Annotated in this window: 14 protein-coding genes and 1 other annotated feature; of the genes, 4 read left to right on the top strand and 10 right to left on the bottom strand. The window is 57.9% G+C overall.

Features of this window, described 5'->3' with window-relative positions; translation table 11 throughout:
* Positions 1–23: 23 nt before the first annotated feature.
* A complete protein-coding gene (locus tag G5229_RS09600) occupies positions 24–1,550 on the bottom strand; it encodes a YfcC family protein (protein WP_266134680.1) in 1,527 nt (508 codons plus the stop codon).
* A gap of 579 nt (positions 1,551–2,129) precedes the next feature.
* Here G5229_RS09600 and G5229_RS09605 point away from each other — a divergent pair.
* Entirely contained in the window at positions 2,130–3,752 is a 1,623-nt protein-coding gene (locus G5229_RS09605; protein WP_421209015.1) for an acyl-CoA synthetase, read from the top strand.
* Positions 3,753–3,838: 86 nt separating this feature from the next.
* Here the strand turns inward: G5229_RS09605 and G5229_RS09610 are convergent, their stop codons facing one another.
* The gene (locus G5229_RS09610) at positions 3,839–5,128 is read right to left on the bottom strand and encodes a sensor domain-containing diguanylate cyclase (RefSeq protein ID WP_421209016.1); all 1,290 of its coding nucleotides are present in this window, start codon (positions 5,126–5,128) and stop codon (positions 3,839–3,841) included.
* A gap of 359 nt (positions 5,129–5,487) precedes the next feature.
* Between G5229_RS09610 and G5229_RS09615 the strand changes: the two genes are divergently transcribed.
* Positions 5,488–7,020, top strand: coding sequence for a KAP family P-loop NTPase fold protein (locus G5229_RS09615; protein ID WP_421209017.1), 1,533 nt, complete (start codon positions 5,488–5,490; stop codon positions 7,018–7,020).
* A 33-nt stretch (positions 7,021–7,053) separates the two neighbouring features.
* Here G5229_RS09615 and hisIE read toward each other — a convergent pair whose 3' ends face one another.
* Genes hisIE through hisG form a run of 8 tightly spaced genes read right to left on the bottom strand, consistent with a single transcriptional unit; the run spans position 7,054 to position 14,302 of the window.
* Positions 7,054–7,689, bottom strand: coding sequence for a bifunctional phosphoribosyl-AMP cyclohydrolase/phosphoribosyl-ATP diphosphatase HisIE (gene hisIE, locus G5229_RS09620; RefSeq protein ID WP_421209018.1), 636 nt, complete (start codon positions 7,687–7,689; stop codon positions 7,054–7,056).
* Entirely contained in the window at positions 7,682–8,455 is a 774-nt protein-coding gene (gene hisF / locus G5229_RS09625; RefSeq protein ID WP_421209019.1) for an imidazole glycerol phosphate synthase subunit HisF, read from the bottom strand. Before hisF ends, hisIE begins: the two co-directional genes overlap by 8 nt.
* Positions 8,455–9,216, bottom strand: a complete 762-nt coding sequence (gene hisA / locus G5229_RS09630; RefSeq protein ID WP_323905429.1) for a 1-(5-phosphoribosyl)-5-[(5-phosphoribosylamino)methylideneamino]imidazole-4-carboxamide isomerase — start codon at positions 9,214–9,216, stop codon at positions 8,455–8,457. Before hisA ends, hisF begins: the two co-directional genes overlap by 1 nt.
* Positions 9,217–9,861, bottom strand: coding sequence for an imidazole glycerol phosphate synthase subunit HisH (gene hisH, locus G5229_RS09635; protein ID WP_421209020.1), 645 nt, complete (start codon positions 9,859–9,861; stop codon positions 9,217–9,219).
* Positions 9,861–10,985: a bifunctional histidinol-phosphatase/imidazoleglycerol-phosphate dehydratase HisB gene (hisB, locus tag G5229_RS09640; RefSeq protein ID WP_371167710.1), complete on the bottom strand. Its 1,125-nt coding sequence runs from the start codon at positions 10,983–10,985 to the stop codon at positions 9,861–9,863. Before hisB ends, hisH begins: the two co-directional genes overlap by 1 nt.
* Positions 10,986–11,000: 15 nt before the next feature.
* A complete protein-coding gene (gene hisC, locus G5229_RS09645) occupies positions 11,001–12,071 on the bottom strand; it encodes a histidinol-phosphate transaminase (RefSeq protein ID WP_421209021.1) in 1,071 nt (356 codons plus the stop codon).
* The gene (gene hisD, locus G5229_RS09650; RefSeq protein WP_421209022.1) at positions 12,068–13,393 is read right to left on the bottom strand and encodes a histidinol dehydrogenase; all 1,326 of its coding nucleotides are present in this window, start codon (positions 13,391–13,393) and stop codon (positions 12,068–12,070) included. Before hisD ends, hisC begins: the two co-directional genes overlap by 4 nt.
* 12 nt (positions 13,394–13,405) lie before the next feature.
* On the bottom strand, positions 13,406–14,302 hold the full coding sequence (hisG, locus tag G5229_RS09655) for an ATP phosphoribosyltransferase (RefSeq protein ID WP_042056018.1): 897 nt from the start codon (positions 14,300–14,302) through the stop codon (positions 13,406–13,408).
* Between the two features lie 28 nt (positions 14,303–14,330).
* Positions 14,331–14,455, bottom strand: a sequence feature (His leader region).
* Between the two features lie 188 nt (positions 14,456–14,643).
* On the opposite strand from hisG, the gene G5229_RS09660 reads away from it, so the two are divergent.
* Positions 14,644–14,889, top strand: coding sequence for a hypothetical protein (locus G5229_RS09660; protein ID WP_216978817.1), 246 nt, complete (start codon positions 14,644–14,646; stop codon positions 14,887–14,889).
* Positions 14,890–14,956: 67 nt separating this feature from the next.
* Positions 14,957–16,876, top strand: a complete 1,920-nt coding sequence (locus tag G5229_RS09665; protein WP_139461532.1) for an ATP-dependent DNA helicase — start codon at positions 14,957–14,959, stop codon at positions 16,874–16,876.
* The last annotated feature ends 91 nt before the right edge of the window (positions 16,877–16,967 follow it).

Raw genomic sequence — 16,967 nt, forward strand, 5'->3', positions numbered from 1 at the left:
GTCACTCATATATCAAAGTTCCATCAGGCCAACATCACTTGCGCCACCAGCATCAGGGCGCCAAATCCCAACACAAAGCCCACCATGGGCAGCACGAACTTGACCCACTTGTTGAACTGGATGCCGAGCATCTGCAGAGTGACCAGCACCAGTCCGGTGGGTGCCAGGAACAGCATGGCGTATTGCCCCCAGTTGTAGGCCGATACCACGATATAGCGGGGGATCATCACGGTATCTGCCAGCGGCGCCATGATGGGCATGGAGAGCACTGCGAGCCCCGAGGAGGAGGGCACCACCAGCCCCAGCAGGGTGAACACCAGCATCTGCGCCACCGCGAACACGGCGCCGTGCATGCCGGAGACCAGATCGGAGGCGTAGGCCAGAATGGTGTCCGAGATCATCCCCTGATCCAGTACCAGATTGACCCCCCGCGCCAGCCCGATGATGAGGGAGACGGCCACCAGCTCCGACGCCCCCTGAGTGAAGGCCTCGACCGCCTCTTTCTCTTTGAGACCCGAGATAAAAATGATGATGATGGCGATGGTCAGGAAGGAGGCCGCCATCTGCGGAAACCACCAACCGGCCATGGAGACGCCCCACACCATCAGCGGGAAGGCGAGGATAAACAGGGTCAGAATGATCTTGCGGCGCAGGGTGAAGGGCACCCCTTCGTCCATAGAGCCCTCTTTGAGAAAACGGGCGCGAAAACTCTCTCTGTCCTCATAGGTGTAGGAGAAGGCAGGGTTGGCCTTGATCTTCTTGCAGTACCAGTAGAGATAACTGATCACCACCAGGGTGCCCACCAGACAGCCAATGGCGCGAAAGATCAGCCCCTCGGTAAAGGGAATGCCGGCGGCGTTGGAGGCGATCACAACCGAGAAGGGGTTGATGGTGGAGAAGGTGGTGCCCATGGAGGCGGCAAGGAAGATGGCCCCCACACAGACGATGGAGTCATAGCCGAGCGCAAGAAAGATGGGGACCAGGATGGGATAGAAGGCGACAGCCTCTTCTTCCAGCCCACAGGTGGTGCCCCCCAACGCCATCACAAAGCAGACCAGCGCCACAAACAGGAACTCATTGCCCCGGGTCTTGCGCGAGAGGGCGACCAGCCCGGCATTGAAGGCGCCGGTCTTGTTGATGACGCCGATCAGTCCCCCCAGTACCAGGATGAAGACAATGATGTCGGCCCCCTCTATGGTACCCTTGACCATGCTCACCGCCACGTCGGAAAGCCCCTTGGGCGCTTGGGCCAGTCGCTCATAGGTACCGGGGATAGCGATGGGCTTGCGGATGGTGCCGTTGGTAAATTGCTCCACCGCAATATTGATATTGAGTTTTGCCAGGGCATCCTGGGTTGCGGGAAGTCGGCTTATTTCCCCCTGTGGGCTATTGACCATCAGGCTTTCACTGGCCGGATTATAAGAGAGCTTGGCATAGGCGCCCGCCGGAATTATCCAGGTCAGCGCAATGGCCAGTAACATAATAAGAAACAGAATGGTAAATGCAGTAGGGAATTGTCTGCGTGGTGTGGTATTCGGCACGGCACACATAAAATGCTCCTTGATAAAGCAGGTTTGGGCTCGGCGGAATATCGGGTCGATAGGGTTTCTGCGTCATACATCCAAGGTACGCAAACTCACTGTGTATTGCGTAGTGATTGGCGAGAAATCTGGCCTGATATTGAACATCCGGTAGATTGTTTCACGTTGTAACCGTAACCCGTGCGCGGCTGGATGAACATGGCGCCATGCTCGCTTTATGGGATGGCTCACAGAATTTATTTGTCATGGATTTAACAGCTGGGATGAAATAAAAATTATTATGCAATAACTATTTCAGCTTTTGTTTAACGTGGCTTGCCTTAAATAAAAGTTATGAAAATAGTGCGCGCCGAGATGAATGGAGTGGCATATAAAGCAGCTTTGACGGAATAATATTCCATTATCGTCATATTTCGTTATTCGCCAAAAACAGCCTGTGAAAAAAATGGCACGCTTTCCCGTAATGAAATATTTTTTTTGCAACGAAAACAGGTGGCCCCTGTTGGCAGCAGGATGCCCATGTCGCTTGCTGATCTCTGATTGATCCCAAAACTGCCCGTTTTGTGCCACCTGTGAGGAAGGAATCCGATGACAGTGCAGAACATCTATGAGCGCGACCTTGCCAAAACCGCCGCTAATTTCGAGGCCCTGACCCCCATCAGCTTTCTGGGGCGGGCGGAGCGGGTCTATCCCGACTATCTGGCGCTGATCCACGGCTCGCTACGCCAGAGCTGGGGCGAGACCGCCCGCCGTTGCCGCCAGCTTGCCTCGGCCCTGCGGCTTCACGGTATCGGGGAGGGGGATACCGTCTCCATCGTTGCGCCCAATATCCCGGCGATGTTTGAAGCCCACTTTGGGGTGCCCATGAGCGGCGCCGTGCTCAACACCATCAATACCCGGCTCGATGCCGAGTCGATGACTTTTATCTTTCAGCATGCCCAGAGCAAGGTAGTGCTGGTGGACAGGGAGTTTGGCGCCGTGGTGCGCAAGGCACTGGATCTGCTGGAGCGCCAACCGCTGGTCATCGCCATCGACGATCCCCTCTACCGGGAGGGGGCGCTTGTCAGTGACCTCGACTATGAGGCCTTTATTGCCACTGGTAACGGCGATGAGCCCGGCTGGCTGCCACAAGATGAGTGGCAGGCGATCTCCCTTAACTACACCTCCGGCACCACCGGCAACCCCAAGGGGGTGGTCTATCACCATCGCGGTGCCCACCTCAACGCCATCAACAACGTACTCTCCTGGGAGCTACCCAAGCACTCCGTCTATCTCTGGACCTTGCCGATGTTTCACTGCAACGGCTGGTGCTTCCCCTGGACGCTGGCGGCCACCGCCGGAGTGAGTGTCTGCTTGCGCCATGTGCAGGCAGACGCCATTTATGAGGCGCTGCACGAGCACAAGGTGAGTCACTTTTGCGCAGCGCCCATCGTGCTCAATATGCTCAACAATGCCGAACCAGCGCTCAAGCAGGGGCTGGATCTCCCCATCAAAGTGATGACCGCTGGCGCTGCGCCTCCCGCCACCGTGATCGCCGGCATGGAGGCGATGGGGATCGCCGTGACCCACGTCTATGGCCTCACCGAAACCTATGGTCCCTGCGTGCTGTGCGAGCCGCAAAGACGCTGGCAGGGGCAGGATGCCACCACGCTGTCGCGTTTGAAGGCGCGCCAGGGGGTAGCCTCACCCCTGCAGGGGGAAATGCGGGTCATCAATCCGGTCAGTGGCGAGCCGGTGGCCAAAGATGGCAAAACCATGGGGGAGATAGTGCTGCGGGGCAATGTGGTGATGAAAGGCTATCTCAAGAACCCGGCGGCCAGCGCCGAGGCGATGGCGGACGGCTGGTTTCGCAGTGGGGATCTGGCGGTGTGGCACCCGGATGGTTATGTGGAGATCAAGGACAGATCCAAGGACATCATCATCTCGGGCGGGGAGAACATCTCCAGTCTGGAGGTGGAAGATGTGCTCTATCGCCATCCGGATGTGGACGAAGCGGCGGTGATCGCCATGCCCGATGAGAAGTGGGGGGAGGTGCCCTGCGCCTTCGTGAAACTGAAAGAGGGGCGAGAGACTACCCAGGCGGAGCTGATCGCCTTTTGCCGTGAGCAGATGGCCCACTTCAAGGCGCCTAAGCGGATCATCTTTACCCCGCTGCCGAAGACCTCCACCGGCAAGGTGCAAAAGTTTGTGCTGCGCAAACAGCTGGGGTAGCAGCCTGTACGTAAGGAGCCTGCACAGCCATTCATAGGAGGGAGATACAAGGGGTCTGGAGGGCTGCGGGCCCTCCCGTTGTGTGGCTAGGGGGTCTTGCAGGCGACGCAGTTGCGGCCGCTCTGTTTGGCCTGATAGAGCATCTGATCGGCGCGCGCGTAGAGGCTCTCCATCTGCTCCCCCTTGCTATTTTCCACCAGCCCGGCGCTGATGGTGATAACCAGCTCATCCCCATCGGCAAGGGGTAACGGGCTTTGCATCACCTGCTTGCGCAGCCGTTCGGCCAGTGATGCGGCGGCCGAGAGGGTGGTGTTGGGCAGCAAGATGGCAAACTCGTCACCGCCGATGCGGGCCAGCACATCTTCGCTGCGCAGCACCGATTGCATCACCCTGCCCAGATGGATCAGCGCCTGATCGCCCATCGGGTGACCGTAGCGATCGTTGATGCATTTGAACTGATCCACATCCAGCACTATCAGCACCGAGGTGAGCTGGTGGCGCATGTTCATACTCAGGTTCTTTTCGCACACCTCGAAGAAGAAACGGCGGTTATAAAGTCCGGAGAGGCTGTCACGAACCGATTGATATTGCAGTTGTTCCTTGAGCTGGTGCAGCTCGGTGATATCGGAGGAGATACCGATCAGGGTGGGGGTACCATCAGCCAGCTTGAAGGGGACTTTGACAGACCAGTAGTAATGTTGCTTGCCTTCGGTATCGGTCAGTGACTCTTCACCGGCTTGCAGCTCACCCGTTTCGAACACCCGGTTGTCCAGCTGCCACAGCTGGTTGGCTCCGTGTGGGGAGAACAGCTCATTATCGCTGCGGTTGATGATCTGTTCGGCGGGTAAACCGAGCAGGGCACACACCTTCTGATTGACGTAGAGAAAGCGGTGCTGGCTGTCCTTCATATAGATATGGGCATCCACGTTGGCCAGGATGATCTCCAGCAACTGATGCTGCTCGGCCATACGGGCCTCAATCAGCTTGTGTTCCGTGATATCGGTGGAGATGCCGCACAGACCGATCAGCGTGCCATCCCGGTCGTACATCGGCTTTTTCACGCTCCAGTAGACCCGTTTCTCTCCCGTGGGTTTGAGGTAGTTGATCTCCTCCCGGGCGATGGCGACCTGCTGCTCCAGCACCTGACGATCATTTCGTCTCAGATCTTCCGAGAAGTCGAGGTCAAAAAAGGCGCGATCATCCTTGCCTTGCAGTTCGGCCAGGGTACAACCAAAGAGATCCAGCACAGCCTGATTGGCATAGATATAACGGCCATCCAGATCCTTGGTAAAGAGGTAAGCCCCCATCTCGTTAAAGATGGATCTGAGGTGATCCAGCTCGTGCTGCAATCGGGTGGAGAAGGGTTCATCCTTCATGAAGTTGGCCATCCTTGGGTCGCTGTGATTGGTTGGCTGAACACGAGGCCAACGTGCATCAACTGCTTTAAATTAAGCACTCTTCACGGCATATTTCTCATTTATTTCCGCAGGTTCTGCGTTATGTCACATGGTTGTAACCTCTGAGCAAATCAAAGGAAATCAGTTGAGTCCATGGTTGTTGAGATAGCTTGCCACCATGTATCGACCCTCTATCATCGGCTCTCGGCAGAGAAGTTGAACAACAGCTAAATAAACCTCCCCAAGTGGCAAAAAGGGTAACGAACAGGTCTTTAGTCAAACTATTTCCTCGGTGTCCCTGATATCATCTCCAGCAACGCAATATGGAGAGATACGAGATGGTAGTGGCACCGTTTAATTGGAATGACGCAGTTCAGTGGGACGGGCCGGGGGCCATTGCGGGTAGCGAAGAGAGTTTGAGCGCAGATCGGCTGGATCGCGCCCGCTATGCCGAATTTCTGACCAACTACCTCGCCGCCGAAGGCAAGCAGCGCAACTATGTGCTCAACCTCAATGCCGAGTGGGGGGCGGGTAAAACCTGGTTTATCAAGCGCTGGTATATGGAGCTGAAAGCGCACTATCCCACTGTCTATATCGACGCCTGGCAGCAGGACTTTTCCGATGATCCCTTATTGACGGTGATTTCGTCGATTATCGATCAATTGAAAGATGCAACAGGAAATAAGGTTTCCATACCTGATGGCATCAAGCCCAAGCTATTGGGTTTGCTCAAGCTGGGCGGAAAATTGGTGCTCAAGTCTGCTATTAAAAAAGCTGGACTTGAAGATGGTGATTTTTCTGTGGAAGGCGAAGACGCAGATAAGCTGGTTGATACACTTTGCAGCAATCACAAAGAGCGTTATGAATCTATCCAGTATCTTAAACAAGAAATTCGGCAATGGGTTGAAGCTGCGGTTTCAGCAAACTTAGACCAATTGGATGGCCAAGGTCGATTGGATTATCCCGCCTTTATTCTGATTGATGAGCTGGATCGCTGTCGCCCCTCCTATGCGGTAGAAATGCTGGAGACCATCAAACATATTTTTGATATTCCCGGCGTGGTGTTTGTACTTGCAACCGATACCGAGCAGTTACAGCATGCTATCAAGGTAATTTATGGCGATGGTTTTGATGCAGAAAGTTATCTTGGCCGATTTTTTCATAGACGATTTACGTTAGGCAGTATCTCTCGGCGAGAGTTTATTAAGCAGGCAGTTGTAGATAAAAAATTGCATTTTGAGCATGTCACTGTATGGCCTGAGATCACTAATAGCCAAGTGTTGGTAAATGTATTAACTGCTGTTTGTGATCATTTTTCATTGAGCTTAAGAAAAACAGAGCAAGTGTTGGATCGAACGATCGCGTCCATCGTAAATTACCAAGGTTGCACATTAAATCTGATTTTTCTTGTTTACCTATTCTCTCTATGCGAGAAAAATAATGAAGATTATCGCGCTGTAGCGGATGGCAAAATGCCTAAGACAGATAACCATCCTACTTTGAAAGGTTTTAATAGTCTGACAAGTGAGTATGAAGAACAACATTTTCAATGTTTTATAAAAGCAGGGAGTACTATAGGAAGTTATATTAAGTATGTCGATGGTGAACGATATGCAAATCCATTTAAAGATAGTGAATATATGGTTTCCTTGAGAAACATTTTAGTCATGTCTTATGAGGGGCTATTGAAGCCGACTTTAGATGATGAATATTCATCTCGTTTTATCTCGTTAACAATAGATTGTGTTAGGCGTATGCGGAATTTGACTGTAGAAGAAAATACTATTTTGGCAGAAAAGGAACTGTCACTATTGGAGCGACGCTTAACAACGTATAAAAATTTAGTTGAGCTAGCCGTGCATCTTGACTAAATAAAGCCGGGATAACCCGGCTTTACTATCAACTTATTTATTATGCCGCTCGTAAAGTCGCTGAACGACATCCTGTAATCCCAGCCCTTCGTTTTGCAGCAGCACAGTCAGGTGGTAGAGCAGATCGGCGGATTCGTTGATGAGCTCCTCCCGATCCTTGGCCATGGCGGCCAGTGCCACTTCCACTCCTTCTTCGCCTACCTTCTGGGCGATGCGCTTGGTGCCTTTGCCGTAGAGGCTGGCGGTGTAGCTGGTGGCCGGATCGGCCCCTTTGCGGGCGGCCAGCACCTGTTCCAGCTCTGCCAGAAAACCGAGCGGTGGCAGTGGATGACCATGGAAGCAGGAGGTAGTGCCCTTGTGGCAGGTGGGGCCGACGGGGTTGGCGGCGATCAGCAGGGAGTCCTGATCGCAGTCGGTGCTGATGGCCACAAGTTGGAGCACATTGCCCGAGCTTTCACCCTTGGTCCAGAGCCGCTGTTTGCTGCGGCTAAAGAAGGTGACCTGACCTGTGGTCTGGGTTTTTTCCAACGCTTCGCGGGTCATAAAGCCCTGCATCAGCACCTCGCCGCTGGCGGCGTGCTGGACGATGGCGGGGATCATGCCGTCACACTTTTCCCAGTCGAGCTGCTCCACGAGCGGGATCTGGTTTGCAATCTCTTGATTATTCACGGATGGCGACTCCTTCGGTTTTCAGCCAGCGTTTCAATTCGGGAATGGGGATAAGGCCCTTGTGGAACACAGAGGCGGCCAGCGCCCCGTCCACATCGGCGAGGGTGAAGGCATCGCGAAAGTGTGCCATGGCACCGGCGCCGCCGGAGGCAATCAGCGGCACCTTGCAGACGCTGCGCACCAGTTGGAGCTGGTCGAGATCATAACCCTGACGCATGCCGTCCTGATTCATCACGTTCAGCACGATTTCGCCTGCGCCGCGTTTTTGCACCTCCTGCACCCAGTCGAGGGTGTGCCAGGCGGTGGTGCGGGTGCGACTCTCGTCGCCGGTAAACTGTTTGACCTGATAGTGGCCCGTGTCGGCGTCGAAGTAGGAGTCAATGCCCACCACCACGCACTGCACGCCAAAGCGCTCGGCCAGTCGGCTGATAAGGGTCGGATCGGCCAGCGCAGGAGAGTTGATGGAGACCTTGTCGGCGCCAAATTCGAGGATCTGGCGGGCATCCTCCACGCTTTTGATGCCACCGGCGACGCAGAAGGGGATATCGATCACCTCCGCTACCCGGCTCACCCAGCTCTTGTCCACTACCCGGGCATCGCTGGAGGCGGTGATGTCATAAAACACCAGCTCGTCAGCACCCTCTTCGGCGTAGCGGCGTGCCAGTTCGACAATGCCGCCCATCACCTCGTGGTTGCGAAATTGCACCCCCTTGACCACCACGCCATCTTTCACATCGAGGCAGGGGATAATGCGTCTTGCCAGCATCAGTTGCCTCCTGTGGTATCGGCTGCGGGGGCTTGCCAGCAGGCGATGGCGTCACCTACCGAGAATTTGCCCTCCAGCAGGGCGCGGCCAAGGATTATCCCCTTGACGCCGGAGCCCTTGAGCGCCTCGATGTCTTCTATGCCGCCAATGCCACCGGAAGCCTGAAAAGCGACGCTCGGGTAGCGGGCGCAGAGATCCCGATAAAGATCGACGTTGGTGCCAGCCAGGGTGCCGTCACGGCTGATGTCGGTGCAGAGCACATGCTTGAGCCCGGCGGGAAGGAAACGCTCGATCAGCGCCTCGATGGTCACACCGCTGTTCTCCTGCCAGCCCGCCACAGCGATATGGCGATTGCCCTGCTCATCGATATTGACGTCCAGCGCCAGCACGATCTGCTCGGGACCATATTTTTCCATCCAGCTTGCCACCAGATCCGGGGATTTGACGGCGGTGGAGCCAATCACCACCCGGCTGGCACCGGCGGCCAGCAGATCCGCCACATCCTGTTCGGTGCGCACGCCTCCGCCGACTTGCACCGGCGCCTCGGTGGCCGACAGCAGTTGAGTCAGCAGGGGCAGCTGGCGCGCCTTGGCATCTTTGGCACCGTCCAGATCCACCAGATGGAGCTGCACCGCCCCCTGGGAGACATATTCGTCGAAGCGGGCCTGCGGGCTGCTGCTGTATTCGGTCTTCTGCTCGTAGTCCCCCTGATAGAGGCGAACCACCTGACCGTTGATAAGGTCAATTGCGGGAATGATCATTCATAGCTCCAGAAAATTTTGCAGCAAACGGGCACCGGCTGCGCCTGAGCGCTCCGGGTGGAATTGGGCGCCAAAGAAGTTGTCACGGGCGACAATCGCGGTAAAAGGCTTGCCGTAGTCGCAGGTCGCCAGCGTCGCTTCGGTCACTTCCAGCGCATAGGAGTGAACGAAGTAGAAGTAGCTGCCGCTCGGGATCCCCTTGAGCAGAGGATGGGTCTCGTCATGCTCAATCTGGTTCCAGCCCATATGGGGCAGGCGCATGCTTGACTGGTGTAAGGTGCCCACCTCCATCAGCCGGATCTTGCCCGGCACTATGCCAAGGCAGTCGATAAGCCGCTCTGACGAGTCATTCGTACCCATGCTCTCTTCGGAGGCCTCCGCCAGCATCTGCATGCCGAGGCAAAAGCCCAGCAGCGGCTGCTTGGCGGCGCGAATAAGGGGTACCAGCCCCCGCTCATTGAGGTTCTTCATGGCGGCCACCGCGGTGCCGACACCGGGCAGGATCAGCTTGTCCGCCTGCTCGATATCGGCCGCCACGCTTGAGACCAGCGGCTGCATGCCGAGGCGCTCGAACGCCATTCTGACCGAGGCCAGGTTAGCGCAGCCGGTATCGATAATGACCAGCTTCTGCTTGCTTACATCCATCACAGCACTCCCTTGCTGGAGGGAAGCTCGCTCCCTTCCACCCGAATGGCCTGACGCAGGGCACGGCCAAAGCCTTTGAACAGCGCCTCCACCTGATGGTGGGTGTTGCCGCTGCCCACCTTCATCTGCAATGTGATGGCCATGGCATCCGACAGCGAGCGGAAGAAGTGGGGCACCATCTCGGTGGCCATCTCGCCCACATTGTCGCGGCCAAAGCCGCTCGGGCAGTCAAACACGAAGTAGGGGCGGCCGCTGAGATCCAGCGCGGTGCTCACCTCCTGCTCGGTCAGCGGGCGCGCATCGATCACCGCTTGCACCTCGTCCATCGCCAGCACAAAGCCGAAACGGCCGATGCCGCGCTTGTTGCCAAGGGCCTGACGCAGCGCCTGGCCGAGGGCCAGCCCCACATCCTCTACCGTGTGGTGATCGTCAATATGCAGATCACCGCTGACGTTCAGCTTGAGCTGGAAACCGGCGTGGGTGGCGATCTGATCCAGCATGTGATCAAAGAAGCCGATACCGGTGGCGATCTGGTTGCCGCCGCTCTTGTTTGTGGCGGAAGGGTCCAAATCCAGCGTCACCTGAATACGGGTCTCCTTGGTGTAACGCTCAACCTCGGCCACACGCCCCTTGGACAACAGCTGATCACGGATGGCGGGCCAGTTGTGATCCTGCGGGTGGTAGCGAATACTGCCAATGCCCATGTTCTCGGCAAGCTGCAGATCGGTCTGCCGATCGCCAATCACGAAGGAGTTGGCAAAGTCGATGCGACCGGACGCGAGATACTCCTTCACCAGCCCGAGGTGGGGCTTGCGGCAGCTGCAGCCGTCGGTGGGGAAGTGCGGGCAGATCAGCACCTGTTCCCACTTCACCCCTTGCGATTCAAACAGGTGCATCATCAGGTCGTGGGGAGGCTGGAAGTTCTCCAGCGGCAGGCTGGCGGTGCCCAGCCCGTCCTGATTGGTCACCATCACCAGCACGTAGCCGGCGGTCTGCAACTCGCGCAGCACCGGAATGACCATGGGTTCGAAGCGCAGCTTGGCGAGGCTATCCACCTGCTTGTCGGTCACCGGCTCTTCAATCAGGGTGCCGTCGCGGTCGATAAACAAAAACGGGGTCTTCATCGCTACATCCTTGTCTTACAAAGTGGGAGAGGGCAGATCACGCAGTACCGCCAGCACGGCATCCATCTCGCCCTGATAGCCGATGGTGACGCGAATGCTGTTATCAAGGCCGGGTTTGGTCGAGAAATCCCGCAGTATGATGCCGGCGGCCTTCATGGCGGCAAAGACGGCGGCGCCATCCACAAAGCGCACCAGCACGAAGTTGCCCTTGTCTTCGAATACTTCCTTCACGCAGGCAAGCGTTGCCAGCTCTACCTTGAAGGCGGCTTTTTGCTTGTTGAGCTCTATTACTCGCTCGCACATCAACTCCAGCCCCATGGGGGAGAGGGCCTGCGCCGCGATCTGGGCGATGGGCTCGGGGATGGGGTAGGGGGCGATCACCTTGGCCAGCATGGCGATCACCTCGGGACTTGCCAGCGTAAAGCCGCAGCGGATCCCCGCCAGGGCAAAAGCCTTGGAGAGGGTGCGGGTCACCACCAGATTGGGGAAGCGGGCCAGCAGGTCCACCACGGAAGCCTCGGGGCAGAACTCGATATAGGCTTCGTCCACCACCACGATGGCGCGATCCCGGGCTTTCTCCAGCAAAGCGATGAGACCGTCGCGACCCACCAGATCCCCGGTGGGGTTGTTGGGGGAGCAGAGGAACACCAGTTTCACGTCACTGAGGCGATCGGCGATGGCGGGCCAGTCAGGCTGGCGGCTGGCGGTCAGCGGCTGCTCGACGATACCGACGCCGCAGGTCTCGGCGCTGATGGCGTACATGCCGTAAGTCGGCGGGCAGATGAGGATCTGATCTTCACCCACTTCGCAGAAGGTGCGAATAAGCAGCTCGATGGCCTCGTCGGCGCCGCGGCTCACCAGCACCTGATCGGGATTAACCCCGGCATAGGCGGCATAGCCGTTCACCACCTCGGTCGGTTGGCACTCGGGGTAGCGGTTGAGGCGACTCCCCTCGATGGTGAAGGGATAGGCCTGCGGCGCCTCGTTGGCGTTGAGCCAGACGTGGCCCTTGCCACCGATACGGCGGGCGGATTGATAAGGGGTGAGGGCCCGCACCACGCGGCGCGCCAGATTGGCAATGCTCATGACAAATCCTTCTGCTGTGCTGTTGGTTGGGGCGCGGCGGCCAGGGCGTTCAATCTAAGGGTGACGGCATTTTTGTGGCCATCAAGCCCCTCGGCCTGAGCAATGCGCTCGACGATGGGGCCAAGGCCGCGAATACCTTCGGCGCTCAGCTCCTGCACCGTGTAGCGGCGCTGATAATCGGCAAGGCCAAGGCTGGAGCAGGTGCGGGCATAGCCATAGGTAGGCAAGGTGTGGTTGGTGCCGCTGGCGTAATCGCCGACCGACTCGGGGGTCCATGCTCCCAGAAAGATGGAACCGGCGTTCTCGAGTTTATCCAGCAGATCACGAGGCGCTTGGGTTTGCACGATCAGGTGTTCCGGCGCATAGGCGTTGGAGATGGCACACGCCTCGGCCAGATCGTCACAGAGGATCACCAGACTGCTGCCGAGCGCCTGGGCGGCGATATCGCGGCGGCTCAACTTGGCCAGCTGGCTCTTGATTTCCCCTGCGATGGCATCGGCCAGCAGGGGCGAGGTGGTCACCAGCACAACTTGGCTGTCGGGGCCGTGCTCGGCCTGGGAGAGCAGATCCGCCGCCACGAAGGCGGGGTTGGCGCTCTCGTCGGCAATCACCAGCACCTCGGAGGGGCCGGCGGGCATGTCGATGGCGGCGCCGCGCCAGTCGCGGGATACCTGCCCCTTGGCTTCGGTCACATAGGCGTTGCCCGGGCCGAAGATCTTGTCCACCTTGGGGATCGTCTGCGTGCCATAAGCCATGGCGGCGATGGCCTGGGCGCCGCCAATGGCGAACACCTTCTCGACCCCGCAGGCGCGGGCGGCAAACAGGATCTCGTCGCTGGCCGGAGACGGGGTGCAGAGCACCACTTCACGGCAACCGGCGATAGCCGCCGGAATAGCCAGCATCATCACGGTGGAGGGGAGCGGCGCGCTGCCCCCCGGCACATAGAGGCCGACCCGACTGATGGGCTGGGTGCGCAGCTCGCATACTACCCCGGGTTGGGTTTCTACCCGTACTACTGGCTGCAATTGGGCGGCGTGGAAGGTGCGAATATTAGCAATCGCCGCTTCGATGGCATTTTTGATGTCGTCATCCAGCCGCGCGCAGGCAGCTTCAATCTCATCTTCGCTAACGCGCAGCTGCTCACGGGGGGCGCGCTCGAAGCGCTGGCTCAGCTCGCGCAAGGCCTCGTCGCCACGGCTGCGCACCGCGGCGATGATATCTCGCACCACGGCGCCGATATCCGCCTCGTCACTCAAGGCCGGTCGGGTCAGCACGTCGGTCTGCTGGGCGGGGGAGAGGGTCTTCCAGATCAGGGTCTGCATGTTATCCCTTCCTTATTCCATCATTTTTTCGATGGGCAGCACCAGAATGGAGCTGGCACCCAGAGCCTTGAGCTGCTCCATGGTCTCCCAGAACAGGGTCTCGCTGGAGACAACGTGCAGGGCCACCTGATTGGTGTCACCGGCCAGCTGCATGATGGTGGGGCGCTCGGCACCCGGCAGCAGATCGGTGATGGCATCGAGCTTGTCTTTGGGGGCGTGCAGCATGATGTATTTGCTCTCGCGGGCCTGCTGCATCCCCTGAATGCGGGGCAGCAGTTTGTCGATGAGCTTCTGCTTGGCATCAGACAAGGGGCTGGGGGCCTGGACCAGTACCGCCTTGGAGCGGTAGATCACCTCCACCTCTTTGAGGCCATTGGCTTCCAGGGTCGCGCCGGTGGAGACCAGATCGCAGATGGCATCAGCCAAGCCCGCTCGGGGTGCCACTTCCACCGAGCCGCCCAGCATCACGCTCTTGAAGCCGAGACCCTTTTCGTCAAAGAAGCGCTTGAGCAGCCCGGGATAGGAGGTCGCGATGCGTTTGCCGGCAAGGCTAGCTGGCCCTGTATAGTTCACATCTTCCGGCACCGCCAGCGAGAGGCGGCAGCCACCAAAGTCCAGCTGCTTGAGGGTTTTGACCTCGAAAGGCAGTCCCTGTGAGGCGCGAATAAGCTGCACCTCTTCCAGCACGTTTTCGCCGATGATGCCAAGATCGACCACCCCTTCCATTACCAGCCCCGGGATGTCGTCATCACGCACCCGCAGGATATCGATGGGCATGTTCTCGACATGGGCGATAAGGCGCTGCTCGCGCAGGTTGATTTTCAGGCCACAGCTCTTGAACAGGGCTTGGGAGTCCTGGCTCAGACGACCGGACTTTTGCATGGCGATACGTAGACGTTGTGTTTCCATTGCTCGATTTCCTTCTAGTCAAAAACGAAAAAACCCTCGGAAGTGGGGGCTTCCGAGGGTTTATGAATCTTGCGGTCCTTTTGGAAGTCACCAGTAACGTGTCTTCCAGCAGTCAACCTCCTGAAAGACTATTCGGGATGATGATGGTGGTGATGAGTCTTCAGGGTGGCGAACTTCATGTAATCAATCCTTTACAAAATAAGATGTCGTAATTGACGCCTGATTTAAACTACCTGCCTTGACAGAAAATGCAACCCGAAATTGTGATTTGATCGATTAAAGTGGCGAAAACGGTTTTCTGGCCGATAACTAGACAATAACCCCTTGCAGGAGTCGCCATCATGCCCAGCCAGGACCTGTTGTTCCCCATTTTGCCCCGGGCGCCCGCCGCGCCCGGCAGCGAAGAGATCAAGCGGGAAGTGAACCAGATCAGCAAAAAGCACCAGCTGCGCAAGACCAGCACTGACAACAGTGACTCCCAGCAGCGCCAGCAGGCGTATAGCACGCCCGCCAAGCGTGATCAGCCCAAGGCGGAGGAGGTTGATCACAAGCCGGATCCCGAGCATCAGATCGATCTGTTTGTCTAGGCAGATTATCTGTCCCGCTTTTGCCGCGCTTTTGGCATAATGGCCGCTTTTGCTGCGGGACGCCCTTTTGACCATCCAGACCCTGTTCAAGCCAGATGGCCCTCTGGCCAGCCATATCGACGGTTTCAAAGCCCGCGCTCCCCAACTGGAGATGGCCGAAGCGGTCGCGCGCGCCATCAAAAGTGGTGGCCGTCTGCTGGTGGAGGCGGGGACCGGTACCGGCAAAACCTACGCCTATCTGGTGCCTGCGCTGGAATCCGGCAAACGGGTGGTGATCAGCACCGGCTCCAAGAACCTGCAGGAGCAGCTCTTCTATCGGGATCTCCCGACCATCACAGGCGCGCTCTCCTACACCCCGCCGGTGGCCCTGCTCAAGGGGCGCAGCAACTATCTCTGCATCGAGCGGATGAACCGGCTCTTGAGCGAATCCCATCTGCAAAAGCCTGAGATCCTGAACGATCTGGTGAAGGTCAAATCCTGGTCCACCGCCACCGATAACGGCGATGTGGGGGATATTCCGGGATTGCAGGAGAACGCCGAGATCCTCGCCCACGTCACCAGCACCAACGACAACTGCCTCGGTCGCGACTGCCCCTATTACGACGACTGCCATCTGGTGGTGGCCCGACGCCGCGCCATGGACGCCCAGGTGGTGGTGATCAACCACCACCTTTTCTTCGCCGATATGGCGGTGAAAGACACCGGATTTGGTGAGTTGGTGCCCGAAGCGCAAGTCTATGTGTTTGACGAGGCGCACCAGCTGCCGGAGATCGCCACCAACTACTTCGGCAAGTCGGTAGGCAGCCGAACGATTCAGGATCTGGCGCAGGATATCCAGCTGGCCTATCGGGCAGAGGCCCACGACATGGCCCAGCTCGGCAAGGCGGCGGACAGGCTTGCCATCGCCAGTCAGGATCTGCGGCTCGCCTTCGGGGTGGATGGCGGTCGTGGTAATACCCGCGACATGCTGCGCCAGCCGCTTTGGGGGCAGGCTTTGGCTCGTCTTAACGATGCCATCGGGCTTTGCTACGAGGTGCTGAAACTGGCTCTTGGCCGTGGCGAGCAGCTGGATCACGCCTTCGAGCGAATCAGTGAACTGCGCACCCGCCTGGGTGAAGTGCTGGCGGTCAACCAGACCGGTTTCTCCTACTGGTACGACTGCTCACGGCTTCATTTCACCCTCAATCTGACGCCGCTGTCGGTGGCCGAGCGATTCAGTGCCGAGGTGCAAAGACCGGAAGTGGCCTGGGTCTTCACCTCCGCCACCCTGACGGTGGATATGCGCTTTGATCACTTCAAGGCCGAGCTGGGGCTGGCAGGCAGCGCCGAGCTTATTCTCGACAGCCCGTTCGACTATGGCGAGCAGGCGCGGCTCTGTGTGCCCCGCTATCTGCCGGAACCCAACGCCTTTGGCCGTGGCGAGCAGCTGGCCAATCTGATGATCCCCCTCATCAACAAGACACCGGGGGGCTGTTTCTTCCTCTGCACCAGCCATCAGGTGATGCGTCAGGTGGCTGAGGTGCTGCGCCGGGAGATTGGCCGCACCGTCTTGTTGCAGGGGGAGGACAACAAGCAGCGGCTGCTCAAGGAGTTTGTCGAGAATGGCCGTGCCGTGCTGGTGGCGACCAGCAGTTTCTGGGAGGGGATCGACGTGCGAGGGGCGGCGTTGTCGTGTGTTATCATCGACAAGCTGCCGTTTGCCAGCCCCGATGATCCGCTGCTCAAGGCGCGGGTGGATGATTGCAAGCTCAAGGGGGGCGATCCCTTCGCCGAGCTGCAGTTGCCCAAGGCGGTGATTGCCCTCAAGCAGGGGGTGGGGCGGCTTATTCGTGATCGCACTGATCACGGGGTGCTGGTGATCTGTGATCCCCGAATGGTCAACAAACCTTACGGCGCCACCTTTATCAAGAGTCTGCCCGCCATCCCCCGTACCCGGGAGTTGGGAACGTTGGGGAGCTTTTTCGATCGCACTGAACGCGGTGAATAATAAGTGTGCCGCCAGATAACAGATTTAAACAACGGGTGAGCATATCTCGCTTGCCGGTTATGTAATTGACTGATTTTATAGAGATTGGAAA

It is taken from the genome of Aeromonas sp. 602396, assembly GCF_049173735.1.
Classification (GTDB): domain Bacteria; phylum Pseudomonadota; class Gammaproteobacteria; order Enterobacterales; family Aeromonadaceae; genus Aeromonas; species Aeromonas veronii_A.